Here is a 25,072-nt window from a genome sequence, read left to right on the forward strand (position 1 = left end):
GCGCAGTGGGACGATGGTGTGCGTGAGCGCAGAGAAGTCCCGGCCCGGCATGGCCGAGGGACACGTGTCCGCAGCCGACCCGGTCGCCCGCGGGGAGACGCCGTCCCGCCTGGTCTTCCGCCGGTCCTCGCTGGCGCTCGCGGGCGCGGCCTTCTTCCTCGTCGCGGCGATCCCGTTCGCGTTCGGGGCGCCGTGGTTCTGGCTGGTCTACCTGGTGCCGCTCGGCTACGCGTACTGGATCCTGCGGCTACGCACGGTGGTCGACGACGAGTCGGTCACCGCACGTCGTCTCCTCGCGAGCAGGCGCGTACCGTGGTCGGAGATCAGTTCGCTGCGACTGGGCAAGAAATCCCGGGTCAGCGCGGTGCTGACCGACGACTCGGAGCTACCACTCCCGACCGTCCGCGTCCGAGACCTTCCCGCGCTCGCCGCCGTCTCCGGCGGCAGGCTGCCCGACCCGGCTGGAGAGTAGAGCAATGCCGGCCCTTCGTTCCCGAGTCACCACCCACGGCCGCAACGCGGCCGGAGCCCGTTCCCTGTGGCGCGCCACCGGCATGGGGGACAGCGACTTCGGCAAGCCGATCGTCGCGATCGCCAACTCCTACACCCAGTTCGTGCCCGGCCACGTGCACCTCAAGGGCATGGGTGACCTCGTGGCGTCGGCCATCACGGCCGCGGGTGGGGTGGCGCGCGAGTTCAACACCATCGCCGTCGACGACGGCATCGCCATGGGCCACGGCGGCATGCTCTACTCGCTGCCCTCCCGCGAGGTCATCTCCGACGCGGTCGAGTACATGGTCAACGGGCACGCCGCGGACGCGCTGGTCTGCATCTCCAACTGCGACAAGATCACCCCGGGCATGCTGAACGCCGCGATGCGGCTCGACATCCCCACGGTGTTCGTGTCCGGCGGGCCGATGGAGGCGGGCAAGGCCGTCGTCGTCGGGGGTGTGGCGCAGGCGCCGACCGACCTGATCACCGCGATCTCGGCGTCCGCGTCCTCCGCGGTCGACGAGGACGGGCTGGCCGCCGTCGAGCGCTCGGCCTGTCCGACCTGCGGGTCCTGCTCGGGCATGTTCACCGCGAACTCGATGAACTGCCTCACCGAGGCCCTCGGGCTCTCGCTGCCGGGCAACGGCTCCACCCTGGCCACGCACTCCGCGCGCCGCGAGCTGTTCCTCGAGGCCGGGCGCACGGTCATGCGGCTGTGCGAGCGCTGGTACGGGTCGGACGACGCGTCGGTGTTGCCGCGCAGCATCGCCACCCGGGAGGCGTTCGAGAACGCGATGGCGCTCGACGTCGCGATGGGCGGCTCCACCAACACGGTGCTGCACATCCTCGCGGCCGCGCAGGAGGGCGAGATCGACTTCACCCTCTCCGACATCGACGCCGTCTCCCGCCGGGTGCCGTGTCTGTCGAAGGTCTCGCCGAACTCGGACTACCACATGGAGGACGTCCACCGGGCCGGTGGCATCCCCGCCCTGCTGGGCGAGCTCTACCGGGCCGGCCTGCTGAACACCGGGGTCCACTCGGTGCACTCGCCGTCGCTGGAGGAGTGGCTGGCCGAGTGGGACATCCGGGCCGAGTCGCCGTCGGAGCAGGCGGTCGAGCTGTTCCACGCCGCGCCCGGCGGGGTGCGGACCACGCAGGCGTTCTCCACGGACAACCGCTGGTCCTCGCTGGACACGGACGCCGCGGGCGGGTGCATCCGGGACCTGGAACACGCCTACACCGCGGACGGCGGGCTGGCGGTGCTGCGCGGCAACATGGCCGAGCGCGGCGCGGTGATCAAGACCGCGGGCATCCCCGAGGACATCTGGCGGTTCGAGGGCCCGGCCCTGGTCGTGGAGAGCCAGGAGGAGGCCGTCTCGGTCATCCTCCACAAGACGATCAAGCCCGGTGACGTCCTGGTGGTCCGCTACGAGGGCCCCGCGGGCGGGCCGGGGATGCAGGAGATGCTGCACCCCACCGCGTTCCTCAAGGGCGCGGGCCTGGGCGCGAAGTGCGCGCTGGTCACCGACGGCCGCTTCTCCGGCGGCTCCAGCGGGATCTCGGTCGGGCACGTGGCGCCCGAGGCCGCGGCCGGCGGCGCGATCGGCCTCGTCGAGAACGGCGACCGCATCCTGATCGACGTCCGCGAGCGCAGCTTGTCGATCCTCGTCGACGACGAGGTCCTGGCCGAGCGGCGCGCGAAGATGGACGCGAGCGAACGCCCCTGGACCCCGAAGGACCGGGACCGGGTGGTCAGCAAGGCCCTGCGCGCCTACGCCGCCATGGCCACGTCCGCGGACACCGGCGCCGTCCGCCACGTCCCCTGACCCCGTGAGTGGCAATAGTCGCCCGGGCGACTATTGCCACTCACGAGGGGGTCGGGCATAGGTTCGATCACATGAGCCTTCCCACCCGCACGCTCGGCGCCCTGACCGTCTCCGCACAGGGACTCGGGTGCATGGGCATGTCCCAGTCCTACGGCGCCGGGGACGACACCGAGTCGATCGCCACCATCCACCGCGCCCTGGACCTGGGCGTCACGCTGCTCGACACCGCCAACGTGTACGGGGCCGGGGTCAACGAGGAGCTCGTCGGCCGGGCGATCAAGGACCGGCGGGACGAGGTCGTGCTGGCCACCAAGTTCGGGGTCGTCCGGACGGACGGCGTCCAGGGGGCGCGGGGGGACGCCGCGTACGTGACGCAGTGCTGCGACGAGTCCCTCGCGCGGCTGGGCGTGGACCACATCGACCTCTACTACCAGCATCGCGTCGACCACTCCGTCCCGATCGAGGAGACGTGGGGTGCGCTCGCCGAGCTGGTCGAGGCGGGCAAGATCCGCTACGCGGGCATCTCGGAGGCGGGCGCCGCCACCATCCGCGCGGCCCACGCCGTGCACCCGGTCACGGCGCTGCAGAGCGAGTGGTCGCTGTGGACCCGCGAGCTCGAGGCGGAGATCGTCCCGACGTGCGACGAGCTGGGGATCGGCGTCGTCTCGTTCTCGCCGCTGGGCCGCGGCTTCCTGACGGGCGCGATCACCTCCACCGCCCAGCTCGGCGAGGGCGACATGCGGGCGACCCTCCCCCGCTTCTCCGAGGACAACCTCGCCGCCAACCTGGCGATCGTCGAGACCGTCCAGGCCGTCGCGGCCCGGCGCGGGGTGACCGCGGGCCAGGTCGCGCTCGCGTGGGTGCAGGCCAAGGGCGAGCACGTGGTGCCGATCCCGGGCACCAAGCGCCGCACCTACCTGGAGCAGAACGTCGCGGCCGCGACCCTGGAGCTGGCCCCGGAGGACGTCGAGGAGCTCGACGCCGTCGCCACCGGTGTGGCGGGCGCGCGCTACCCGGAGCATCTGCAGCGGAACGTGGGACGATGAGCGCTGACGCGCCTGTGCGTGGGCCGGGGGACGGCAGCGGCGTAGCCGCGGGGTGGGTGGGCGGAGTGGTGCTCTGGCACCACTTACCACTCACGACCGTAGGAGGGGTCCGAGGCGGGCCAGGGCGCCGGACGCCTCGTCGAGCATCTCCGCGACCCGGTCCGCGCCGAGGTGGTCGGCGGCGAAGCCCAGGTACTGGACGTGCGCGTGGACCCAGGCCCACTCCCGTTCGACGGCGGCGTGCGGGCCCTCCGGGAGCACCTCCCGGTAGGTCGTGAGGTCCGTCGAGCCCTGGGCACGCAGCACCGCGAGATCCAGGCCCGCGGGAGCGACCCGCGCGTTGCCCCAGTCGATCAGCGTGTCCCCCACCAGGTTCCCGCGGTGCGGATCGCCGTGGCACAGCGTCTTCGGCAGGGCGGCGAGCGCGTGCCCGATCCGCTCGTCGGTGGCCCAGGCCTCGACCCGGTCGGCGGAGTACCCGTTGCCGCGCAGCGAGACCGCGGTGCGCGCACACAGCGCCTGCCACCACGCCGCATCGACCACCGGGACCCCGCGCGGACGGTTGCGGGACCAGTGCCGGTGGACGTGGGCGAGGGTCCGCAGCGGGTCGCCGGGCCCGTCGTCCACCCAGGTGATCACCAGCGGGTCGGGGTGCAGCAACCGGGGCACGAGGGCGCCGTCGACCACCGCGATCGCCCGCAGCGCGGCGACCTCGACCGGGTCGCTCGGTTTGAGTACCACCAGGACGTCCCGGTCCCCCACCCGCAGCGTCGCCTGCTCGACCGCGCCGCTCGCGTACCCGCCCGACAACGGGGTGCGGGTGGTGATCTCGGCGGTCCCGCCCAGCCGTCGTCCGACGGCGGCGAGCCAGCTCACGGTCGTGAGTGGTAAGTGGTGCCAGAGCACCACTCGCCACGCACGGGCGGCGGAGCCGCGGCGCTCACCGCAGCCCGAACAGCACGCCCACGGCCACGCCCGCGCCGATGACCAGGCACAACAGCGCCCACGGCAGCGGGCGGCGCTGCCAGGTCCGCCCGTTGTCCAGGGCGATGCGGCCCGCGCCGACGAACAGCAGGGCGGCGGCACCGGCGGCCAGGGCGACGTCGAGCTCCATGGCGTTCACCGCGTCGGCCGCGAAGAAGGGACCGCCCCACTTCACCGTGATCGCGGCGGCCTTGACCGCGAGCAGCCCGGCGGCGGCGAGCGGGGTGAACAGGCCCACGACCAGCAGCGCACCGAGCAGGAGCTCGCCGACACCCAACGCCCAGGCGAGCGTGGAGGCCGAGGAGAAGCCGTAGTCGCCGATGATCCGGCCGGTCGCGTCGAGACCCAGCCCGCCCCACAGCCCGAACACCTTCTGCACGCCGTGCGCCAGGAACAACCCGCCGACGCCGAGCCGGAGCAGCAGCATGCCGAGGTCGGCGCCGCTGTTCCACGCCACCGGTCGCCGGTTCTCCCGCGTGTCCTGCGGCGGGGTCGTGCCGCCGAGGGTGCCGATGTCGAACTGGCGCGTGGGCTCGCTCATGGCCGCAGCGTATCGGCGAGTCGCCTGCTCACGGGGCTGCCACCGGGCGTGTTCAGGGTGAAGATCGGGGTTTGCCCCGACCGGGAGCGGGCAGCCGCCCGGCATGGCCGACACCCGGAACGGACCCGAGCTGCACCCCGACACCCGCGCGCTGGCGGAGGGGGCGAACTTCGCCGCCGTCGCGACCGTCTTCCCCAGCGGGCGCATCCAGAACCAGATGATCTGGGTGGGTGTCCGCGACGGGCGGCTCGTGCTCAACACCGAGACGCACCGGGCCAAGGCGCGCAACCTCGAGCGGGACGCCCGGATCACCGTGCTGATCCGGGACGAGCAGAACCCCTACCGCTACGCCGAGGTGCGCGGCCGGGTCGACGAGACGACCACCGGCGACGAGGCCCGCAGCCACATCGACGAGCTGTCGCAGAAGTACAACGAGCAGGACTACCCGCCCGAGATGATCAAGTCCGAGCGGGTGATCCTGTGGATCACCCCGGAGCGCCAGACCGTCGTGGACCAGAGCAACGACGTCGGCACCGAGGATTAGTAGCCGTCCCGCACCAGGTTGGGCGGCTCCTCCCCCCGCACGTAGGCCGCGATCTGCTCGCGCGCCACCCGCATCGCGCGGTCCAGGCCCCCGGGCGCCGCGCCGCCGACGTGCGGGGTGAGGAACAGGCCCGGCGCGCTCCAGAGCGGGTGGCCCTCCGGCAGCGGTTCCGGGTCGGTGACGTCGAGGGCCGCGCGCACCCGGCCCGCCGTCAGCTCCGCGAGCAGGGCGTCGGTGTCCACGACGGGGCCGCGGGCGGCGTTGACGAGCACCGCGCCCTCCGGCATGGCGGCGAGGAACCGGGCGTCGACCAGGCCGCGGGTCTGGTCCGTCAGCGGGATGACGAGGACGACCGCGTCGTGGTCCGGGAGCAGACCGGGCAGCTCGTCCACGCCGTGCACGCCCGCTCGCGCGCGCCGCCCGACGAGGGTGGTCCGGACGTCGAACGGGGTCAGCCTGCGCACGACGTGCTCCCCGAGGTCCCCCGCCCCCACGACGAGGACGCGCTTGCCGAACAGCCCCTCCGTGCCGTGGGAGTCCCACTCGCCGCGGTCCTGCGCACGGACGAACGCGGGGAAGTCCCGGTAGACCGCGAGCAGCGCCCCGACCACCCACTCCGCGGTGGCGCCGCCGTGCGCGCCCTTGCCGTCGGACAGCGCGACGCCGTCGGGCAGCCGGGGCAGCCAGGCCTCCGCACCCGCTGTGAGGATCTGGACCAGCTTCAGCTTCGGGAGCCGCCCGGGGAGGGCGAGTGCCGCCTCGTCGGCGGCCAGCGGCGCGACGAGGATCTCGGCCTCCGCCGCCTCCTCGGGCAGCTCGCCCTTCGGGTCGTAAAGGACCGCGCGGACGGGCAGATCGGACAACGCCTCGACGCCCCGGCGGTTCGGGACCAGCACCACGGTCATCCCCCGACGGTAATGGACCCGGTCCCGGGACACGGCTTTGACGGCTGACACACCTCCGGCTGCCTAGCCTGGTCCCGTGCGCCGCCACCTGTTGATCGTTCTGATCGCGGTGCTCGGCCTGCTCGCCGGGTGCGCGAGCTTCCCCGACGAGGGTCCGCGGGACTGGCAGGACAAGATCGAGGGTCAGGGCGAGCTCGGCGGGCCGCCGTCGGTCGCCGACCCGCAGGAGGACGACGGGGACTCCGGCGGCGGGGGCGGCAGCCCGCAGCAGGGCGGCCCCCAGGTCGCCGCGGGGTGTGTCGATCCGGACCCGCAGGTCGTCGCGACCTGTCTGGACCCCGTGGGCGCCGTCGCCGTGCTGCCGAACGGTCAGGCCGCGCTCGTCGGGGAGCGCGCGACCGGGCGGGTGCTGCGGGTGGAGCGGGACAAGGAGCCGGTCCTGGTCAGCACCGTGCCGGTGGACCCCAGCGGTGGCGGCGGGCTGACCGGGCTCGTGCTCTCCCCCACCTACGCCGAGGACCAGCTGGTCTACGCGTACGCGACCACGCCCGAGGACAACCGGGTGCTGCGGCTGGCGCCGCACGAACCGCCCAAGCCCGTGCTGACGGGGATCCCGAAGGGACCGTCCGGCAACGCGGGAGCGCTCGGGGTCGACGCGGGCAACACCCTGCTCGTCGCCACCGGCAACGCGGGCGGGGCGCCGCCGGAGTCGCTCGCGGGCAAGGTCCTGCGGATCGACACCCTCGGCCGCCCGGCCACGGCGAACCCGGACCCCGCCTCCCCCGTGCTGGGCACCGGGCTGGCCGCGCCCGGCGGGATCTGCACCGACGCCACCACCCAGTCGGCCTGGGTGACCGACCGGGCCGGCCCGCGTGACGTCCTCTACCGCGTCCGCCCCGGACCGCTCGGGCCGCCCGCCTGGACCTGGCCCGACCGCCCCGGCGTCGCGGGGTGCATGGCCCGGCCCGGCGTGATCGCCGTGGCCCTCGAGCGCGCCACCGCCCTGTCGGTGCTGCGCCCTGCGCCGGACGGCAGCTTCACCGGCGCGCCCGAGACCCTCCTGACGGGCGTGTACGGCCGGCTGACCGCCGCCACGCTCGGTTCGGACGGCCTCCTGTGGCTGGGCACGAGCAACAAGGCGGGCGGCACCCCCGTCCCCTCCGACGACCGGGTCATCCGCATCCAGCCGCCCTCCGGCGGGGGCGCGTCGCGGGCCTGACGGCTCGTGCGCGGCGAGTGGTGCTCCGGCACCACTCACGACGGACAGCGCGGGCACGGCCGCGGCGACCCTCCCCAGCCGAGCCGCCGCATCACCGACGCGACCTCCTGCGCGACGCCGCAGGGGTCGGCGTTCGTCTCGTCCCACCCGAAGACCAGCCTCGAACGCCCGGCGAGCTCCGCGGCGTTGGCCCGGCGACGGTCCCGGAACGCGCGCCCGGCCTGCAGGTGCGTGCGCCCGTCCAGCCGGACGGTGAGCGGCAGCCGGGCCCGGTCATAGGTGACGTCCTCCCACAGCACCACCCCGTCGACCGACACCGGGATCTGCCTGCCGCCGGTCGGGAGCCCGTGCGCCTGCTCCACCTCCACGACGTAGAGGTCCTCCAGGGCGGAGTGGACGCCCTCGCGGACCGCCTGCACCGCACTCCGCAGCGCCCGTCGGTACCTCCGGGGTGACCGCTCCGACAGGCGGATCTCCACGTCCACCGGGCGGAGGCGGCCACCCGTCATCAGCGAGATCAGCAGGCGCCGGGCCGCCCGCGCGTCCGGCTCCTCGACGGCGAGGTCCACGGCCGTGTCCGCGCGCGCGGTCCGCCGCGGCTCCGTCGGCACCACGATGTGGTCCATGGCCCGCGACCGGTGCACGACGACGCGATCGACCTGCGACACGGCGGACGCCCCGTACGGCACGGTGAGGTGCACCGGACCGGGCTCCCGCCGGACCATCGCCCACTCCTCCGCCGCCGTCCGGTGGCTCAGCACCGCGGGCGGCCCGCCGTAGAGCAGCGCGGCGGCGATCCGGGTCGCCCGTCGCGGGGCCGTGGTCCCGACGACGTAGACCCCGGGGCAGCCACCACCGCCACCGGCCCGCCTCGACCTGGGCGGTGATCGCGCTGCGCGTCATGCCGAGTTCGTGCAGCTGCCCGGACGCGACGGCGCCGTGCTGGCTCCGCAGGAGTGCCGCCACGGCAAGGGCGTCGACCCGGGGCGGGAGGACGAGCGCGGGGTGGGAGGTCCGAACCGACATGCCCGAAGCATCGGGCACGACCCGGTGTCCCGGGCCGGTTCAGCAGACCCTGTGGACAAGTCGTGCGTGGTAAGTGGTGCTCTGGCACCACTTACCACGCACGGGCAGCGTCAGCTGCCGACCCGCTCGATGATCAGCTCGCGGACCCGCTTGGCGTCCGCCTGGCCGCGGGTGGCCTTCATGACCGCGCCGACGATGGCGCCCGCAGCCTGGACCTTGCCGGCGCGGATCTTGTCCGCGACGTCCGGCTGGGCGGCCAGGGCCTCGTCGACCGCGGCGATCAGCGCACCGTCGTCGCTCACCACCGTGAGGCCGCGGGACTCCACGACCTCGTCCGGCTCACCCTCGCCCGCCAGCACACCGTCGACGACCTGCCGGGCCAGCTTGTTGTTCAGGTCACCGGCCGCGACCAGTGCGATCACCCGGGCGACCTGCCCCGGGGTGATCGGCAGCTCGGCGAGCTCGACGCCGCGCGCGTTCGCCTGCTGCGCGAGGTAGGCGACCCACCACGAGCGGGCCTCCCCGGCCGGGGCGCCCGCGGCGACCGTGTCGGAGATCAGGTCGATGGCCCCCGCGTTCACCAGGTCGCGGAGCTCCTCGTCCGAGATGCCCCACTCGGCCTGCAGCCGGGCCCGGCGCTCCCACGGCTTCTCCGGGAGGGTCCCCCGGAGCTCCTCCACCCAGGACTCGGAGGGCGCGATCGGGACCAGGTCGGGCTCCGGGAAGTACCGGTAGTCCTCGGAGGTCTCCTTGCGCCGCCCCGCGCGGGTGGTGCCGGACTGCTCCTCGAAGTGCCGCGTCTCCTGGACGATCTCGCCGCCCGCGTCCAGCACGCCCGCCTGGCGGGACATCTCGTACCGGACGGCCCGCTCGACCGAGCGCAGCGAGTTGACGTTCTTCGTCTCGGTCCGGGTGCCCAGCACCCCGGAGCCCGCCGGGGAGAGCGACAGGTTCACGTCGCACCGCATGGAGCCCTGGTCCATCCGCACGTCGCTCACGCCGAGCGACTTGATCAGATCCCGCAGCTGCGTGACGTACGCCCGCGCCACCTCGGGCGCCCGCTCGCCGGTGCCCGGGATCATCCTCGTGACGATCTCGATCAGCGGCACGCCCGCGCGGTTGTAGTCCAGCAGCGAGTAGTCCGCGCCGTGGATGCGACCGGTGGCCCCACCCACGTGCAGCGACTTGCCGGTGTCCTCCTCCATGTGGGCGCGCTCGATGCCCACCCGCACGACCTCGCCGTCGTCCAGCGTGACGTCCATGTACCCGTCGACGCAGATCGGCTCGTCGTACTGCGAGGTCTGGAAGTTCTTCGGCATGTCCGGGTAGAAGTAGTTCTTCCGGGCGAACCGGCCCCACGGGGCGATCGAGCAGTTCAGCGCCAGCCCGATCCGGATCGCGGACTCCACGGCCGTGCGGTTGACCACCGGAAGCGAACCGGGCAGGCCGAGGCAGGTCGGACAGACCTGGGTGTTCGGCTCGGCGCCGAAGGTCGTGGCGCAGCCGCAGAACATCTTGGTGTTCGTGGACAGCTCCACGTGGACCTCGAGGCCGAGCGTCGGCTCGTAGCGCGCCACGACGTCTGCGTAGTCGACCAGAGCAGGGGCAGTCATCGAGCCACCTCCGGAGCCACCAGGGCACCCTCGTCCGCCGTGCGCGACGCCTCGAACGCGGCGCCGACGCGGTACATCACGGCCTCGCCCAGCGCGGGCGCCATGATCTGCAGCCCGACCGGGAGCCCGTCCTCCTCCGCGAGCCCGGACGGCACGGACATGCCCGCCACGCCTGCAAGGTTGGTCGGGATGGTGGCCAGGTCGTTCAGGTACATGGCCAGCGGGTCGTCCACCTTCTCCCCGAGGGGGAACGCCGTGGTGGGCGCGGTGGGACTGACCAGCACGTCCGCCTTCGCGAACGCCGCGGAGAAGTCCCGGCTGATCAGCGTGCGGACCTTCTGGGCCTGGCCGTAATAGGCGTCGTAATAGCCCGACGACAGGGCGTAGGTGCCCAGGATGATCCGGCGCTTGACCTCGGGGCCGAACCCGGCCTCGCGGGTCGCCGCCATGACCTCCTCGGCGGAGGCGCCCTCGTCGACCCGCAGGCCGTAGCGCATCGCGTCGAACCGGGCGAGGTTGGAGGACACCTCCGACGGCAGGATCAGGTAGTACGCCGCCATCGCGTACTCGAAGTGCGGGCAGGAGACCTCCACGACCTCCGCGCCGAGCTTCTCGAGCCGCTGCAGCGCCGCGTCGAACGAGGCGCGCACGCCGGGCTGGTAGCCCTCGCCGCCCAGCTCCTTCACCACGCCGACCCGCAGGCCCGACAGGTCGCCCTGCGCCCCGATCCGCGCCGCCTCGACGACGGACGGCACGGGCCGGTCGATCGAGGTGGAGTCCAGCGGGTCGTGGCCCGCGATGACCTCGTGCAGCAGGGCCGCGTCGAGCACCGTGCGGGCGCACGGCCCGCCCTGGTCCAGCGAGGACGCGCAGGCCACGAGCCCGTAGCGGGACACCCCGCCGTACGTCGGCTTGACGCCCACGGTGCCGGTCACGGCCGCGGGCTGGCGGATCGAGCCGCCCGTGTCCGTGCCGATCGCGAGCGGGGCCTCGAACGCGGCCAGCGCGGCCGCCGAGCCGCCGCCGGACCCGCCCGGGATCCGGGAGAGGTCCCACGGGTTGTGGGTGGGGCCGTACGCCGAGTGCTCGGTCGACGAGCCCATGGCGAACTCGTCCATGTTGGTCTTGCCGAGGATCGTGATGCCGGCCGCGCGCAGCCGGGCCGTGACCGTGGCGTCGTACGGCGGGCGCCAGCCCTCGAGGATCTTCGACCCGCAGGTCGTGGGCATGTCCGCGGTGGTGAACACGTCCTTGAGGGCGAGCGGGACCCCGGCCAGCGGGCCGAGCGCGGTGCCCGCGGCCACCTGCTCGTCGACCAGGGCGGCGTTCGCGAGCGCGGCCTCGGTCCCGACGTGCAGGAACGCGTGGACCTCCCCGTCGACCTCGGCGATCCGGTCGAGATGGGCCTGCGCGGCCTCGACGGCGCTGACCTCGCGGCTCGCGATCTTCTCCGCGAGCTCGGCGGCGGTGAGACGGGTGAGGCTCATGCCTCCTCCCCCAGGATCCGCGGCACCCGGAAGCGGCCCTCCTCGGCGGCGGGCGCACCGGAGAGCGCCTGCTCCTGGGACAGCCCGGGCCGCAGCTCGTCCGGCCGGAAGACGTTCTCCAGCGGGACCGCGTGCGAGGTCGGCGGGATGTCCTCGGCGGCGACCTCGCCCACGCGGGCGACGGAGCCGAGGATGACGTCGAGCTGGCCGGCGAACGTGTCCAGCTCGGTCTCGGTCACGGCGAGCCGGGCCAGGCGGGCGAGGTGCGCGACCTCGTCCCGGGAGATGGCCCCGGATTCGGAGGGCATGAAGGGTGGGTCCCGTCGGTGTTGTGGAGGGGTGACGTGCCGGTCGCGGGTTGGTGGGCCACGGCCGTGCGACCGAGTCTATTCGCGCCCGCCGACAGTTCTCCGCAGCCCCGCCGGCAGGCCGACCACGGTCCTGTCAAGCCCCCGCGATCGTCCGACTACGGAGCGCGTTTGGCAGGATTCCCCCTGGCGGCGCCCCGGTGCCGTCCGTCGGTGTGCAGTGGTCGCAAGGAGGTCTGAAGGCGTGTCGTACCTGCTCCGGGTGGTCCTTCCGGACAAGCCCGGCATCCTCGGTGCCGTCGCGACCGCCCTGGGCGGCGCGGGCGCGGACATCCTGGGGGTGGACGTGGTCGAGCGGGTGGACGGCCAGGCCGTGGACGATCTCGCGATCGAGCTGCCCTCGGGCCGCCCGCCGGACGTCCTGATCACCGCCGCCGAGTCCGTGCCCGGCGTGCAGGTGGAGTCCGTGCGGCCCTACTCCGGGCGCCTGGACACCCACCGCGAGCTGGAGCTCGTCGACACCATCGCCTCCGACCCGGAGGCCGGCCTCGCGGTGCTCGCCGAGGAGGTGCCGCGGCTGTTCCGCGCGGGGTGGGCGATCGTCGCGGTACGCGAGGAGGGCCGCTCCTACCGGCTGGCCGACTCCTCCGCCGCCCCCGAGACCCGCGCGGGCGACCTGCCGTGGCTGCCACTGGACAAGGCCATGATCGTCGACCCCGAGGTGCACTGGGTGCCCGAACCGTGGAGCGCGCTGGACACCGAGCTGGCGGCGGCGCCCTTCGGGTCGTCGCAGCCGCCCAAGGCGCTGGTCGTGGGGCGGCCGGGCGGTCCGGCGTTCCGCCCGTCCGAGCTGGCCCGGCTGACCCACCTCGCGGGGATCGTCGCCGCCGTGCTGGGCGTCTGACCGTGGAGCGGCCGCGTGGATAGGCCGTGGTCGCGGGTGCCCGCCGCGACCGGGGCCGCGTTGCGGCCCGCCGTCGTCGGGGCGGCCGAGGCCATCATCGTCGCGGTCCAGGCCGAGGTGCCGGACTACCAGCTGCCGCTGCAGGGCAACTTCGGGCTGCGGCTGACCCAGGGCGTGGCGGTGGCCCTCGACCAGTTCGTGGGGCTGCTCGGCTCGGACACCGACCTGCCCGACACCCGGATGTACGCCGAGCTGGGACGCGTGGAGCACCGCCACGGCCGCACGCTGGCCGCCCTCCAGACGGCCTACCAGATCGGAACCCGCACCATCTGGCAGACGATCGGGGACAGCGCCGCGGCCACCGAACAACCGCCGAAGGTGATCTTCGCGCTGGCCGAGGCGCTGTTCTCCTACGTCGAGCAGCTCTCCGCCGCGTCCGTCGCGGGCTGGGCCGAGGAGGAGGCGATGCGGGCCGGGTCGGTGCAGGCCCGCCGGGTCGCCGTCGTCGAGGCGATGTTGGCGCAGCCGCCGGTCGAGCCCGCCGAGCTGGAGCGGCTCGCGTCGTCCGCGGGATGGACGGTCCCGGCGAAGGTCGCCGCGCTGGTCATCGAGGGCGCCGTCGAGGTCGCGTCCCGGATCCCGGGCGCGGTGGCGACGGATCTCGCGCCCGCGGGCGTGGCGTTCGTGCCCGCGGTGCGGGAGGACTGGGTCGACGTCGTCACCACCGCCGTGCGGGACCGCTGCGCCGTGCTCGGCCCCCCGGTGCCCGCGACCCGCGCCCGGCGCTCCGCGGCGCGCGCGCAGACCGCCTGGCCCGTCCACGCGGCGGGGTTGCTGGGCGAGACCGGCCTCCTGCGGTCCGACGCCCACCTCGTCGCCCTCCTGCTGGCAGGCTCCGCCGAGCTGGCCGCCGACCTGCGCGAACGGGTGGAGGAACCGTTGCGGGAGCTGCCCGCGGGCGCGGCGGCGCGGTCCGTGGAGACCCTGCGCGCCTGGCTCGACGCCCACGGCGACGTCACCGCCACGGCGGCCGCGCTGCACGTCCACCCGCAGACCGTCCGCTACCGCCTCGCGAGCCTGCGAGACGCCTACGGCGAGTCCTTGGACACCCCCGAAGGTCGCCTGGAGCTGGCCCTGGGCCTGCGCGCCCTCTGACCCGGCGCGCCCCTGACCCCCGCATCGTGGAGCGCCGGTGGGGCCTCAGGCGGCGAGGCGGGCCGGGGTGCGCCTGCGGGTGAGAGCGGTGACCCTGGCCTTCGGGCGCTGGACGGCGGCGCCGTAGCGCTCGTGGCCGCCCGGGAACGCCAGCCGGATGATCTTGCGCCAGACCTTCGCGTACTGCGTCGGCAGCGGGCCCGCGTTGTAGGGCAGGCCGTAGCGCTCGCAGATCTCCCGCACCCGCGGCGCGATCTCCGCGTACCGGTTGCTGGGCAGGTCCGGGAAGAGGTGGTGCTCGATCTGGTGGCTCAGGTTGCCGGTCATCAGGTGCATGGTCTTGCTGCCGGTCAGGTTGGCCGAGCCCAGCATCTGCCGGACGTACCACTGCCCCCGGGTCTCGCCCTCGAGCCGCTCCTCCTCGAACGTCTCGGTGCCGTCCGGGAAGTGGCCGCAGAAGATCACGGCGTGCGACCAGACGTTCCGCACGACGTTGGCCGTGAAGTTCGCCGCGAGGTTGGCGACGACGTTCGGCCCGGAGAGCAGCGGGAACAGGACGTAGTCCTTGGCCGCCTGCTTCCCGATCTTCTTCAGCGTGGTCTTGATCTGCGGCTTCGCCTCCTCCCACGACTTCTCGCCGGACGCGATCTTGTCCTGCTCGATGTCGTAGAGCGCGATGCCGTACTCGAAGATCAGCGCCAGCCCGACGTTCGTCAGCGGCTGGATCAGGTGCTTCGGCCGCCACTCCTCCTCGGGGGTGATCCGGAAGACCGTGTAGCCCAGGTCCCGGTCCTTCCCGCGGATGTTGGTGAAGGTGTGGTGCTCGAAGTTGTGCGAGCGCTTCCAGAACTCCGCCGGGTCGGCGTGGTCCCACTCCCACGTCGTCGAGTGGATCTTCGGGTCCCGCATCCAGTCCCACTGGCCGTGCAGGATGTTGTGCCCGAGCTCCATGTTCTCGAGGATCTTCGCCACCGACAGCGCCGCGGTGCCCGCGATCCACGCGGGCGGGAACTTGGCGAACATCAGGATCGCGCGGCCGCCGACCTCGAGGCCGCGCTGGGCCCGGATCACGGAGTGGATGTAGCGCGCGTCCCGCTCGCCGCGGGAGGCGAGGACCTCGTCGCGGATGGCGTCGAGCTCGGCGCCGAGGGTCTCGACCTGGTCATCGGTCAGGTGCGCAGCGGCACTCATCGTCATGGTGACTCCTACAGGTTGATGGTGCAGTCGCCGGTGGGAGCGGAGACACAGGTCCGGACGGGACGGCCGGGCTGGTCGGCGGCGTCGTGCAGCTCGCCGGTCTGCATGTCGCGGACGGCGCCCGCGGTGAGCTTCCCGACGCAGGTGTGGCAGATCCCCATGCGGCAGCCGCTGGGCATCAGGGCGCCCGCGGCCTCGCCCGCGGTGAGGATCGGGGTCTCGGGCGCGACGTCGGCGACGATCCCGCTGGCGGAGAGCGTCACCGTGCCGCCGGTGCCCGCGGTGTGGTCGGCGCGCTTGGGCTGGAACCGCTCCACCCGGACGTCCGGCCAGGCCTCGGTGAGCGCGTCGAGCAGGCCCGCCGGGCCGCAGGCGAGGACCTCGCGCGCGGGTCGGTCGGGCACCAGCTCGTCGAGCATCTCGGGGGTCGGGCGGCCGCGCGCCGAGGTGTGCCACTCGATCACCCGCACGCCCGGCAGGGCGCGCAGCTCGTGGCCGAAGACGACGTCCTCGGGCGTGCGCTCGACGTGCACGAGCACCGCGTCCGACAGGTCGTGGCTGCGCAGCATGGCCATGACCGGGGTGATCCCGCTGCCCGCCGTGACGAACAGCGGCTTGCCGGTGGGCGCGGTGAACTCGCCCTCCGGGGCGGCGATCCCCACCAGACTGCCGACCGGTGTGTCGTGCGCCAGCTTCCCGGAGACCAGACCGCCGGGGACGGCCGTGACCGTGACCTGCAGCAGGGACGCGCCGGGACGCGAGGTAATGGAGTAGGTCCGCCAGTGCCACACGCCGTCGATCCGCAGGCCGATCCCGGCGTACTGCCCCGGCAGGTGCGCCGCGTAGGCGAGCCCGGGGCGCAGGAACAGGGTCGTGGTGTCCGCGGTCTCGCGCACCACCCGCACCACCCGGGCCTGCGGCGCCCGCCGGGACCACAGGGGGTGGAGGCCGCCGAGGACGTCGTCCGGCAGCAGCGGGGCGGCGAGCGTCCGGGCCAGGGACCGGGCGTGCCGTCCGGCCTGCCACAGGTTTCCCCGAAATCCGGTTGCCATGCTCATGGTACGGACGGTAGTGACCGTGACCTCGCCGTGACCACCGCGCGACCCACGGCCCGGCACCGGTTTCTGTTGCCGAACCCACAACGCGCCGACCGGCTGGTGACGCGCGTCCACCGGCGGAACCCGACGCCCCCACCACACGTTCCCGCTGATGATCACAAGCGGGTGTCACGGGAGCGCGGTCGGTGGTGCGCTCCCGTGACACTCGCCGGGTCGGAGCGCGCCGAGCGTCACCGGAGCGCACCCGCGGCACCGCTCACGTCACACTCGAAACGATCAACCGCGAAGGTCACGAGAGCGTTGTGTCAACTGCACTCACGTGACACTCGCCGGGTGGGGACACGCCGAGCGTCACTGGAGCGCACCGGCGACAACGCTCACGTGACACTCGGGGAGATCACCTGCGAAGGTCACGAGAGCGTCGTGTCGACAGCGCTCCCGTGACACTCGCTGGGTTGGGGCGCGCGGGAGTCACGGGAGCGCACCAGCGACAACGCTCCGGTGACGCGCGGAGAGATCACCTGCGAGCGTCACCGGAGCGCACCGCCCACAGCGCTCGCGTGACACTCGCCGGGTGGGTGACACGGCGAGAGTCACGGGAGCGCACCGGCGATGACGCTCGCGTGACGCTCGGACGCGTCACCAGGTGGGTGCGCGGAGCTCCGGTGACACCCGCGGTGCGCTCGGGTCAGACGCGGATGGCGAGGGCGGAGCGGACGAGGTCGTCGTTGCCCGTGGCCAGCCAGCCGTCCGGGCGGACCAGCACGTCCTCGAAGCCGATCCGGGTGTCCACGCCCATGCGCAGCGCGTACTCGAGCACCGGCCAGGCGCCGTCCTCCTCGCCGTGCAGCAGCACCGGGACCGGCAGCTGGCCGAGCGCCCGCACGATGCGGATCGCCTCGGCGACGGCGGTCTCGGGATCGGAGACGACCGTCGACTCCGCCAGCACGCGCACGGTGCGCGGCGGGACCCCGCTCTGCCGCAGGGTCACCGCGTCCCCGCTGGTCCAGACGCCGAGCTCCACCCCGATGCCGACCTGCGCGGCCGCCTTGCAGACGTCCACCCAGCCCTTCTCGTGGACGTTCACCGAGCAGACGTCCGGCTTGCCCGCACCGAGCCGGCCCCAGCCGAAGACGGCCTCGATGCGCTTCGCCGGGTCCGGCTGGATCCAGCGGCCGGTGGTCACCCCGATCTCGACGCCGGGTGCCTCCTGCCGGATCAGCGCCACCGCGTCTCCGACGTGGACGGGCTCGATCGTCTCGTGGCCCAGCGGGTCCCGCGGGTGGACGTGCACGGACTGCACGCCGAGGCGGGCGACCGCGCGGGCGTCCCGGGCCAGGTGTCGGGCGAGCACGGGCAGCGCGGGGTGCGCGTCCTCGGGACGCGAACCGTTCAAGACCGCCTGCAGCACCGTGCCTCCTTCACCGACGTTCGTGCTCCGTCCCCGCACGGTTCGGACCCGGCGGACCGCCGACTGCGACGACCGGTGGGCTCGCTGCGGGGAACGGAAGGCACCACACTAGTCACCGCCGCGGCGCGGGCCGGGCCGGTACGCGCGCCGATCCCCCCAAGTGATGGTCACGATCACGATCCGGCTGCGGCCTCGGCGTGTCGGGTCGCCTCCTCCGGGCCCTGGGCCAGCAGGACCCGGAAACCCTCCTCGTCCAGGACGGGGACACCGAGCTCGCGTGCCTTGTCGAACTTGGAGCCCGGGGCGTCCCCCGCGACCAGGAACGCGGTCTTCTTGGAGACCGACCCGGCCGCGCGCCCGCCGCGGGCCATGATCGCCTCCTTGGCCTCGTCCCGGGAGAACTCCTCCATGGAGCCGGTGATCACGATCGACATGCCCTCGAGGGTGCGCGGCACGGACTCGTCCACCTCGTCGACCATGCGCACGCCCGCGGCCCGCCACTTCGCGACGACCTCCCGGTGCCAGTCCACGGCGAACCAGTCCCGCACGGCCGTGGCGATGGTGGGTCCGACCCCCTCGACCCCGGCGATCGGGGCGATCGCCGCCGCCACGGCCTTGGCCTGGGCGCGGGTGGCGGCGCGGGCCGCCTTCTCCGCCTCCTCGGCCAGGGCCTCCGGGTCGGGTTCGGCACCCGAGGTGTCCGAGCTGTCGGAGGTGTCCGAGGTGTCGGAGGTGTCCGAGGTGTCGGAGGGATCCGCCGGGTCCGAGGAATCAGAGGAATCAGAGGGGTTCGAGGGGCCCGCGGTACCCGAGCCCTCCGCGTCCGGGTCCTCCGCCGACCCGTCCGACGTGATCTCCACGCCCGCCTTCTCGGTCTCCACCCGCGCGGTCTCGGCAGCGGCCTCGATGGCCTCCATGGAGCGGAACTCCCTGGCCAGGGCCTGGGCCGCGGTGGGTCCGACGTGCCGGATCGACAACCCCACCAGCACCCGCCACAGCGGCCGGTCCTTGGCCGCCTCCAGGTTGGTCAGCAGCTTCCTGCCGTTGGCCGAGAGCACCCCCGCCTTGGTGCGGAACAGCTCGGTCTGGAGCAGATCCTCCTCGGTGAGGGCGAAGACGTCCCCCTCGTCCTGCACCACGCCGGACCTCAGCAGCGCGACGGCGGCCTCGTAGCCCAGGCCCTCGATGTCGAACGCCCCGCGCCCGGCCACGTGGAACAACCGCTCCCGCAGCTGCGCGGGGCAGGACCGCGCGTTGGGGCAGCGCCGGTCCACGTCCCCGGCCTTCTGCTGCACCAGCTCGGTGCCGCACTCCGGGCAGTGGGTCGGCATGACGAACTCGCGCTCGGCACCGGTGCGGAGGTCGACGACCGGGCCCAGCACCTCGGGGATCACGTCCCCCGCCTTGCGGATGACCACCCGGTCGCCGATGAGCACGCCCTTGCGCCGCACCTCGTCCGCGTTGTGCAGGGTGGCCATGGACACCGTGGAGCCCGCGACCAGCACCGGCTCCATCACCGCGAACGGGGTGACGCGCCCGGTGCGGCCGACGTTGACCTGAATGTCCCTGAGGGTGGTCGTGGCCTCCTCGGGCGGGTACTTGTAGGCGATCGCCCAGCGCGGCGCGCGCGAGGTCGAGCCGAGCCGACGCTGCAGCGCCACCTCGTCCACCTTCACGACCACGCCGTCGATCTCGTGCTCGATGTCGTGGCGGTGCTCGCCCCAGTACGCGACGTGCGCCACCACCTCGTCCACCTCGGTGAACACCTTCGTGCGGGTGGAGATCGGCAGGCCCCACGCCTGCAGCGCCTCGTACGCGTGCGACTGGGTGACCGGCGTGAAGCCCTGCCGCTTGCCCAGCCCGTGACAGATCAGCCGCAGGTTGCGCGACGCGGTGACCCGCGGGTCCTTCTGCCGCAGCGACCCCGCGGCGGTGTTGCGCGGGTTCGCGAACGGCGCCTTGCCCGCCTCGACCAGCGACGCGTTCAGCCGCTCGAAGTCCGCCAGGCGGAAGTACACCTCGCCCCGCACCTCGACGAGCGCGGGCACCGGGAAGTCCGCGGTGCCGGTGAGCTGCTCGGGCACCTCCTCCAGCGTGCGCATGTTCAGCGTGATGTCCTCGCCCGTGCGCCCGTCCCCCCTGGTCAGCGCGCGGGTGAGGACCCCGTTCTCGTAGAGCAGGTTGACGGCGAGCCCGTCGATCTTCAGCTCGCAGAGGTAGTGCGGGCGGCCGACCTCCTTGACCACCCGCTCCGCCCAGGTGCGCAGGTCCTCCTCGCTGAACGCGTTGTCCAGCGAGAGCATCCGCTCCAGATGGTCGTGCGCGGTGAAGTCGGTGGAGAACGTGCCGCCGACCCGCTGCGTGGGCGAGTCCGGCGTGCGCAGCTCGGGGTGCTCCTCCTCCAGCGCCACCAGCTCGCGCCAGAGCGTGTCGAACTGACCGTCCGACACGACCGGCGCGTCCAGCACGTAGTAGCGGAACTGGTGGTCCGCGACCTCGGTGGCCAGGGCGGCGTGCCGCTCCCGCGCCTCGTCCGGAACGCTACTGGTCGGAGTGCTCACGCAGGCAGGCTAACCAAGCTCTCCGACAGTTCCCGCCCACGCGGCCGACAACCGCCTGACCAGGGAGTCCAACTCCGCCAGATCGGCGGCGGGGAGCACCGAGAGCAGGTCCCGCTCGTTCGCGACGTGCTCGCCCACCGCTCGCCCGGATCGTGCTCGCCCGCGGGCTCCGCACCGACCTCCGGACGCTGGTCGAGATCGCCGAGAGCGTGCAGCCCTGACCGCACGACCTCTGCGCCCCGACCTCTACAGTGGGCGACGTGAACGCTCGTTCTCCGGCCGCCCTCGTCGCCGACACCGGCCGGGGGAACGAGGCCGCGATCCTCAACGCCGCGCTCGCCGCCTTCGGCGCGCAGGGCTTCAACGGCGCCTCGATGCGCGAGATCGCGAAGGGCGCGGGCACGAGCCTGTCGAACCTCTACAACTACTTCCCCTCGAAGTCCCACCTGCTCGCCGAGGTGCTCCGGCACGCGAACGACGAGCTCCACGCCCGGCTCACGCGCGCCGTCCGCGATGCGGGGGACGACGCGTCGAGCCGGATGCGCGAGGCGGTCCGCGCCTACGTCGGCTACGTGGTGGACCAGCAGCTCGCGATGCTCGTGTCGACCGCCGAGGTGCGCTACCTGCAGGGGCCGGAGCGCGAGCGGCTGGTCGCGGGCCGCGACGCCACCGAGGCGGTGTTCGCCGCGATCGTCGAGCAGGGCGCGGGGTCCGGCGAGTTCCGCACGCCCTACGCCGCCGACGCCGCCCGCGCCATCCTCTCGACCGTCAGCGCGATCGCCCTCTGGTACCGCGCCGACGGGCGCCTGTCCCGCGGCCAGTTGGCCGAGCAGCACGCCCGCTACGCACTCGCCCTCCTCGAGGCCCCGCTCCCGCACTGACCTCACGCCGCGCACGAACGGTCGTTCGTGTGCGCCGTCGAGCGGTGTGCCGCCCAGCGAGCCACCGGCCCCGTCGCGGCGCCCGCCACGAGGAACACGACGCCGAGGACCAGCCACCCGACGAACCCGCGCCCGTCGTCGGCGCCCTCGCCACCACCGATCACCAGGCCGGTCAGCAGGAGCGGTCCGGCGGCGCGGGCCACCGAGCTCGCCATGGCGAAGAAGCCCTGGTACTGACCCTGCCGCCCCGCCGGGGCCAGGTCGAAGGACAGCTGCCAGCCACCCGCGGAGAGCAGCACCTCGCCGCACACCTGGAGCACGGCCGCCACCAGCAGGATCGCGCCGGCCACCCAGGGCGAGGCCCCGAGCGCGGCGGCCGCGAAGGCACCGCAGGCGGCGAGCAGCAGGATCCCGGCCCGCCGGACCACCCGGCTCGCGCTCGGGACGTCCGACACCCGACGACCGGCCCGCATCTGCAGCAGCACCACACCGACGGTGTTCACCACGAACAGGCCCGCGACCGTCCACGCCGGGGCGGCGGTGCGGGTCGCGATCCACAGCGGCGCGACGACGCTCAGCATCGGCATGTAGAGCAGCATCACCGCCTGCAGCAGCGTGACCAGCGCGTACGGGCCGTCGTGGAGCACCTCCGAGCGCGCGGGCGCGGCGGCGGGGGCGTGGGACCCACGCGGGAGGCGGCGCAGCACGAGGGCGGCGGCGAGGAAGCCGAGCGCGTCGAGCACGAACACCGCGACGAACGCGGCGGGCGTGCCGACGAGCAGGGCCAGGCCCCCGACCGCCGCACCGACCCCGATCCCGGCGTTGCCGAGCGCCTGGATCCGCGCCCGGACCGCGGTGCGCTCCGCGGGCGCGACCACCGCGGCCAGCAGCGCCTGGCGCGCGGCGCCCGACCCGGTCTGGGCGGCGGCGTAGAGGCAGCACGCCAGGGTGAACGTGATCGGGTCGCGGACCAGCAGGAACGCGCCGATCGCGACGGCCGTGACCAGCCCCGCGACGATCGTGACCGGGCGGGGGCCGAGCCGGTCCGCCACCCTGCCCACGGGCACGCCCGCCAGCAGGCCGGTCGCCCACCCGACGGTGAGGCCGACACCGATCTCCAGCACCGACAGACCGACGACGCGGCTGAAGAACAGCGCCGAGGAGACGTAGAAGGCGCCGTCTCCGATCGAGTTGACCAGTTGGGCCTGGGCGAGCACGCGGGCGGGTCTCATGGGGACGACGCTAGGCTCGACGGCGGCCCGGTCGAAGGGCCAAGAATCGCCTACTCGATTGGGCCAATGAGCGTGGACTGGCAGCTCGACGCGGGCCCTCGTGGGGACCGCACCACCGCCCTGTACCAGCAGATCCGCGCCGCCGTGCTGGACGGACGGCTGCGTCCGGGCGACCGGCTGCCCCCGACCCGCGAGCTCGCCCTCCTCGTCCGGGTCTCGCGCGGCACGGTCACCGCCGCGTACGACCGGCTCACCGCCGAGGGGTTCCTCGAGGGGCGGGTCGGCGCGGGGACCTTCGTCGCGGCGGGCGTGCGCCCGGCCCGGACCCGCCGGGCCCCCTCCGGAGCCGCCCGCCCCCGGGAGGCCTTCCGCGGCCCGGCGCCCACCGCGGAGAGCGGCGGCTACACGGCCGACTTCACCGTGGGGGTGCCCGATCCGCGGCTCTTCCCGCTCCCCTCCTGGCGGCGCCTGGTCGCGGCCGAGCTGCGGGCCACGAGGCTGCCCGCCGGGTACGCCGATCCCGCCGGGCACGCCGGGCTGCGCGCGGCCGTCGCCCGGCACCTCGGGCTGGCCCGCGGGCTGCGGGCGGGGGCCGAGGACGTCGTCGTCACGAACGGGGCGCAACAGGCCTTCGACCTGGTCGGACGGGTGCTGATCGAGCCCGGCGCGGTCGTCGCCGTCGAGGAGCCGGGCTATCCGCCGGTCCGACGGCTGTGGGCGTCGCTGGGCGCGCGGGTGCAGGGGGTGCCGGTGGACGCGGAGGGCATCGTGGTCGAGCGGCTGCCCGCGCGGGCACGGCTCGTGCACGTCACGCCCTCCCACCAGTTCCCGCTGGGCGCGGTGCTGTCCGCGCGGCGCCGGGCGGCGCTGCTGGAGTGGGCCGAGCGGCGCGGCGCGGTGATCGTCGAGGACGACTACGACTCCGAGTACCGCTTCGCCGACCGCCCCCTCGAGCCGCTGCAGGCCAGGGACGCGCACGGCCGGGTCGTCTACGTCGGTTCCTTCTCGAAGACCCTGCTGCCGAGCCTGCGCCTGGGGTTCCTCGTCGCGCCCGCCTCGCTGCGCACCGCGCTGGTCACCGCGCGGCGGCTCACGGACTGGCACGGCGACCCCGTCCCGCAGGCCGCGCTCGCCCGCTTCATCGACGACGGCCTGCTCGCCCGGCACGTCCGCCGCACGCGGAACGAGTACGCCGCCCGCCGGGAGGCCCTCCTGCGGTCCCTGCCCTGGGCGCCGCTGCCGAGCGTGGCGGGCCTGCACGTGGCCGTGCTCGTGGAGGGCGCGGCCGAGATCGCGGCGCGGGCGGCGGCGCGCGGGGTCCGCGTCGAGACGCTGGACCGCTACTGCGCCGACGCGCCCCTCGACGGTCTCGCCCTGGGCGTCGGCCTGGTCGAACCGCACCGGATCCCTCGTGAGTGGCGATGGTCGCCATAGCGACCATCGCCACTCACGGGTCGGGAGGGAGTTCGTCGGGGTCCTGGAAGGCGTGGGCCAGGTCCCGGCACAGCTCCATCGCGCGGCGCGACCACTCGGGGGTGGACCGCGCCAGGCCCCCTGCGGGGGTGGGGACGGCGAGCTCGCCGAGGCGGACCCGGTCGAAGCCGAGGCGGTCGGCCAGGTCGTAGGCCCGGCGGGCCAGCTCGGCGGTCTCCAGCGGACGGCCCGGGTCGCGGGTCGGGACCAGCCCGAGGAACAGCGGCAGGCCCGCGTCCCAGACCTCCCCGACGGCGTCGAGCGCGGCGGGGACGGCGGTGTCGCCGGAGATCGAGCGCTGTGTGGCGTCCACGGCCAGCCCCGACGCGCCCACCTCGCGCAGCAGCGCGAGCGGCGGCCGGTCCCCCGGCACCCGCACCACCACGGGCACGTCGAGCGCGGTGATCAGCTCGCGCAGCGCGTCCTGGGCGTCCGGCCCGGGGACCGCCCGGACCGTCCCGTAGCCGGACGCCGTCGGCAGCGACCCGGCCACGACGGCGGCCAGCCGCGGCTCGTCGAGCTGCACCACCACCTGCGCCCCGGTGCGGGCCGCCACCTCCGCGACGTGCGCGGACAGCCCCTCGGTGAGGCTCGCCGCGAACTCGCGGGCGGCGCCGCGGTCGGTCAGAACCCGGTGCCCGGCGGCGAGCTCGACCTCGGCCGCGAGCGTCCACGGGCCCACGACCTGCACCTTCACCCAGTCCGGACGGGTGCGGTCGCAGGCCTCGTCGAAGGCGTCGAGGTCCGCGCGCAGCAGGTCGACGGCCCGGCGGTGATCGCGACCCGGGCGCGCGGTGACCCGCCAGCCGGTCGGGACGACCTCCACCGCGAGGTCCACCAGCATCCCCGCCGCGCGCCCGACGGGGTCCGCCCCGACGCCGCGGGCGGGCAGCTCGGGCAGGTGCGGCAGCAGCGGCAGCTCCCCCGCGACCAGCTCGGCGGCCGTGCGCGGATCGGTGCCCGGCAGCGACCCGAGGCCGGTGGCCGCGCCCGCGGGCCAGCGGCCGAGCTCGCGCTCGACGACCTCGACCTCCTCGACGACCTCGAACCGCGGCTCGGGGGCGACGGGCACGCCCGGCTTCGCGTCCGCCAGCCCGGCGGCGGCCAGGGCCGCGGCCAGCGGATCGTCCGCCGGCGGCGCGGGCTCCTTCGCGAGTCCGGCCGCAGCGAGGATGCGGGCCATCGGGTCGTCGGGCGTGCTCATGTGCG

Annotated in this window: 22 protein-coding genes; 9 read left to right on the forward strand and 13 right to left on the reverse strand. The window is 74.2% G+C overall.

Going from position 1 to position 25,072, the window contains the following annotated elements:
* Window positions 1–22: 22 nt before the first annotated feature.
* The 3 genes from BLS43_RS10810 (at window position 23) to BLS43_RS10820 (ending at window position 3,364) form a co-directional block, all read left to right on the forward strand.
* A complete protein-coding gene (locus BLS43_RS10810) occupies window positions 23–472 on the forward strand; it encodes a PH domain-containing protein (protein WP_176921269.1) in 450 nt (149 codons plus the stop codon).
* A 4-nt stretch (window positions 473–476) separates the two neighbouring features.
* Window positions 477–2,318, forward strand: coding sequence for a dihydroxy-acid dehydratase (gene ilvD / locus BLS43_RS10815; protein ID WP_093081656.1), 1,842 nt, complete (start codon window positions 477–479; stop codon window positions 2,316–2,318).
* Between the two features lie 71 nt (window positions 2,319–2,389).
* Window positions 2,390–3,364 (forward strand): aldo/keto reductase, encoded by a 975-nt coding sequence (locus BLS43_RS10820; RefSeq protein ID WP_093081661.1) that lies wholly within the window; start codon window positions 2,390–2,392, stop codon window positions 3,362–3,364.
* A gap of 90 nt (window positions 3,365–3,454) precedes the next feature.
* Here BLS43_RS10820 and BLS43_RS10825 read toward each other — a convergent pair whose 3' ends face one another.
* Complete coding sequence (locus BLS43_RS10825; protein WP_176921270.1) at window positions 3,455–4,240, reverse strand: phosphotransferase; 786 nt, start codon at window positions 4,238–4,240, stop codon at window positions 3,455–3,457.
* Between the two features lie 64 nt (window positions 4,241–4,304).
* Window positions 4,305–4,889 carry a DoxX family membrane protein gene (locus BLS43_RS10830; RefSeq protein ID WP_093081671.1) on the reverse strand — a complete coding sequence of 195 codons (585 nt, stop codon included), beginning with the start codon at window positions 4,887–4,889 and terminating at the stop codon, window positions 4,305–4,307.
* A gap of 103 nt (window positions 4,890–4,992) precedes the next feature.
* On the opposite strand from BLS43_RS10830, the gene BLS43_RS10835 reads away from it, so the two are divergent.
* Window positions 4,993–5,433: a PPOX class F420-dependent oxidoreductase gene (locus BLS43_RS10835; RefSeq protein ID WP_093081676.1), complete on the forward strand. Its 441-nt coding sequence runs from the start codon at window positions 4,993–4,995 to the stop codon at window positions 5,431–5,433.
* Here the strand turns inward: BLS43_RS10835 and BLS43_RS10840 are convergent.
* Window positions 5,430–6,338 (reverse strand): 2-hydroxyacid dehydrogenase, encoded by a 909-nt coding sequence (locus tag BLS43_RS10840; RefSeq protein WP_093081680.1) that lies wholly within the window; start codon window positions 6,336–6,338, stop codon window positions 5,430–5,432. The two genes, BLS43_RS10835 and BLS43_RS10840, sit on opposite strands and share 4 nt — an antisense overlap.
* A gap of 76 nt (window positions 6,339–6,414) precedes the next feature.
* On the opposite strand from BLS43_RS10840, the gene BLS43_RS10845 reads away from it, so the two are divergent.
* The gene (locus tag BLS43_RS10845) at window positions 6,415–7,557 is read left to right on the forward strand and encodes a PQQ-dependent sugar dehydrogenase (RefSeq protein WP_245707422.1); all 1,143 of its coding nucleotides are present in this window, start codon (window positions 6,415–6,417) and stop codon (window positions 7,555–7,557) included.
* A gap of 35 nt (window positions 7,558–7,592) precedes the next feature.
* Here BLS43_RS10845 and BLS43_RS10850 read toward each other — a convergent pair whose 3' ends face one another.
* The 4 genes from BLS43_RS10850 to gatC all read right to left on the reverse strand — a co-directional run bounded on the left by BLS43_RS10850 (window position 7,593) and on the right by gatC (window position 11,991).
* Window positions 7,593–8,282: a hypothetical protein gene (locus BLS43_RS10850; protein ID WP_218129782.1), complete on the reverse strand. Its 690-nt coding sequence runs from the start codon at window positions 8,280–8,282 to the stop codon at window positions 7,593–7,595.
* 411 nt (window positions 8,283–8,693) lie between these two features.
* Window positions 8,694–10,196: an Asp-tRNA(Asn)/Glu-tRNA(Gln) amidotransferase subunit GatB gene (gene gatB / locus BLS43_RS10855; protein ID WP_093081685.1), complete on the reverse strand. Its 1,503-nt coding sequence runs from the start codon at window positions 10,194–10,196 to the stop codon at window positions 8,694–8,696.
* Window positions 10,193–11,683 carry an Asp-tRNA(Asn)/Glu-tRNA(Gln) amidotransferase subunit GatA gene (gene gatA, locus BLS43_RS10860; RefSeq protein WP_093081690.1) on the reverse strand — a complete coding sequence of 497 codons (1,491 nt, stop codon included), beginning with the start codon at window positions 11,681–11,683 and terminating at the stop codon, window positions 10,193–10,195. Before gatA ends, gatB begins: the two co-directional genes overlap by 4 nt.
* Window positions 11,680–11,991: an Asp-tRNA(Asn)/Glu-tRNA(Gln) amidotransferase subunit GatC gene (gene gatC, locus BLS43_RS10865; RefSeq protein ID WP_093081695.1), complete on the reverse strand. Its 312-nt coding sequence runs from the start codon at window positions 11,989–11,991 to the stop codon at window positions 11,680–11,682. Before gatC ends, gatA begins: the two co-directional genes overlap by 4 nt.
* Window positions 11,992–12,235: 244 nt before the next feature.
* Between gatC and BLS43_RS10870 the strand changes: the two genes are divergently transcribed.
* A complete protein-coding gene (locus BLS43_RS10870) occupies window positions 12,236–12,895 on the forward strand; it encodes an ACT domain-containing protein (RefSeq protein ID WP_093081700.1) in 660 nt (219 codons plus the stop codon).
* Between the two features lie 15 nt (window positions 12,896–12,910).
* A complete protein-coding gene (locus tag BLS43_RS10875; RefSeq protein WP_143030006.1) occupies window positions 12,911–14,050 on the forward strand; it encodes a helix-turn-helix domain-containing protein in 1,140 nt (379 codons plus the stop codon).
* Window positions 14,051–14,095: 45 nt separating this feature from the next.
* Here the strand turns inward: BLS43_RS10875 and BLS43_RS10880 are convergent, their stop codons facing one another.
* The 4 genes from BLS43_RS10880 to ligA form a co-directional block, all read right to left on the reverse strand.
* The gene (locus BLS43_RS10880; protein ID WP_218129783.1) at window positions 14,096–15,247 is read right to left on the reverse strand and encodes a fatty acid desaturase family protein; all 1,152 of its coding nucleotides are present in this window, start codon (window positions 15,245–15,247) and stop codon (window positions 14,096–14,098) included.
* Between the two features lie 8 nt (window positions 15,248–15,255).
* Window positions 15,256–16,305, reverse strand: coding sequence for a ferredoxin reductase (locus BLS43_RS10885; RefSeq protein WP_218129784.1), 1,050 nt, complete (start codon window positions 16,303–16,305; stop codon window positions 15,256–15,258).
* 688 nt (window positions 16,306–16,993) lie between these two features.
* Window positions 16,994–17,716, reverse strand: a complete 723-nt coding sequence (locus tag BLS43_RS10890) for a 3-keto-5-aminohexanoate cleavage protein (RefSeq protein WP_093081710.1) — start codon at window positions 17,714–17,716, stop codon at window positions 16,994–16,996.
* Window positions 17,717–17,889: 173 nt separating this feature from the next.
* Entirely contained in the window at window positions 17,890–20,277 is a 2,388-nt protein-coding gene (gene ligA / locus BLS43_RS10895; protein ID WP_093081715.1) for an NAD-dependent DNA ligase LigA, read from the reverse strand.
* A gap of 260 nt (window positions 20,278–20,537) precedes the next feature.
* On the opposite strand from ligA, the gene BLS43_RS10900 reads away from it, so the two are divergent.
* Window positions 20,538–21,158, forward strand: coding sequence for a TetR/AcrR family transcriptional regulator (locus BLS43_RS10900; protein ID WP_093082594.1), 621 nt, complete (start codon window positions 20,538–20,540; stop codon window positions 21,156–21,158).
* A 2-nt stretch (window positions 21,159–21,160) separates the two neighbouring features.
* On the opposite strand, the gene BLS43_RS10905 is transcribed toward BLS43_RS10900, so the two are convergent.
* Window positions 21,161–22,390, reverse strand: coding sequence for an MFS transporter (locus BLS43_RS10905; RefSeq protein ID WP_093081727.1), 1,230 nt, complete (start codon window positions 22,388–22,390; stop codon window positions 21,161–21,163).
* 72 nt (window positions 22,391–22,462) lie between these two features.
* On the opposite strand from BLS43_RS10905, the gene pdxR reads away from it, so the two are divergent.
* The gene (gene pdxR, locus BLS43_RS10910; RefSeq protein WP_425438538.1) at window positions 22,463–23,824 is read left to right on the forward strand and encodes a MocR-like pyridoxine biosynthesis transcription factor PdxR; all 1,362 of its coding nucleotides are present in this window, start codon (window positions 22,463–22,465) and stop codon (window positions 23,822–23,824) included.
* A gap of 13 nt (window positions 23,825–23,837) precedes the next feature.
* Here pdxR and BLS43_RS10915 read toward each other — a convergent pair whose 3' ends face one another.
* Window positions 23,838–25,067, reverse strand: coding sequence for a uroporphyrinogen decarboxylase/cobalamine-independent methonine synthase family protein (locus tag BLS43_RS10915; protein ID WP_093081737.1), 1,230 nt, complete (start codon window positions 25,065–25,067; stop codon window positions 23,838–23,840).
* Between the last annotated feature and the right edge of the window lie 5 nt (window positions 25,068–25,072).

Origin of the sequence: Pseudonocardia oroxyli, from assembly GCF_900102195.1 — a bacterium.
GTDB classification, from domain to species: domain Bacteria; phylum Actinomycetota; class Actinomycetes; order Mycobacteriales; family Pseudonocardiaceae; genus Pseudonocardia; species Pseudonocardia oroxyli.

What these genes read in the sequence shown, in the direction of transcription:
- BLS43_RS10850 (WP_218129782.1), bottom strand. Translation starts at nt 8,282, where the DNA reads ATGGTCCGGCGGGAGCCCGGTCCGGTGCACCTCACCGTGCCGTACGGG.
- BLS43_RS10835 (WP_093081676.1), top strand. Translation starts at nt 4,993, where the DNA reads ATGGCCGACACCCGGAACGGACCCGAGCTGCACCCCGACACCCGCGCG.
- BLS43_RS10905 (WP_093081727.1), bottom strand. Translation starts at nt 22,390, where the DNA reads ATGAGACCCGCCCGCGTGCTCGCCCAGGCCCAACTGGTCAACTCGATC.
- gatC (WP_093081695.1), bottom strand. Translation starts at nt 11,991, where the DNA reads ATGCCCTCCGAATCCGGGGCCATCTCCCGGGACGAGGTCGCGCACCTC.
- BLS43_RS10915 (WP_093081737.1), bottom strand. Translation starts at nt 25,067, where the DNA reads ATGAGCACGCCCGACGACCCGATGGCCCGCATCCTCGCTGCGGCCGGA.
- BLS43_RS10880 (WP_218129783.1), bottom strand. Translation starts at nt 15,247, where the DNA reads ATGACGATGAGTGCCGCTGCGCACCTGACCGATGACCAGGTCGAGACC.
- BLS43_RS10840 (WP_093081680.1), bottom strand. Translation starts at nt 6,338, where the DNA reads ATGACCGTGGTGCTGGTCCCGAACCGCCGGGGCGTCGAGGCGTTGTCC.
- ilvD (WP_093081656.1), top strand. Translation starts at nt 477, where the DNA reads ATGCCGGCCCTTCGTTCCCGAGTCACCACCCACGGCCGCAACGCGGCC.
- gatA (WP_093081690.1), bottom strand. Translation starts at nt 11,683, where the DNA reads ATGAGCCTCACCCGTCTCACCGCCGCCGAGCTCGCGGAGAAGATCGCG.
- gatB (WP_093081685.1), bottom strand. Translation starts at nt 10,196, where the DNA reads ATGACTGCCCCTGCTCTGGTCGACTACGCAGACGTCGTGGCGCGCTAC.
- BLS43_RS10830 (WP_093081671.1), bottom strand. Translation starts at nt 4,889, where the DNA reads ATGAGCGAGCCCACGCGCCAGTTCGACATCGGCACCCTCGGCGGCACG.
- BLS43_RS10885 (WP_218129784.1), bottom strand. Translation starts at nt 16,305, where the DNA reads ATGAGCATGGCAACCGGATTTCGGGGAAACCTGTGGCAGGCCGGACGG.
- BLS43_RS10820 (WP_093081661.1), top strand. Translation starts at nt 2,390, where the DNA reads ATGAGCCTTCCCACCCGCACGCTCGGCGCCCTGACCGTCTCCGCACAG.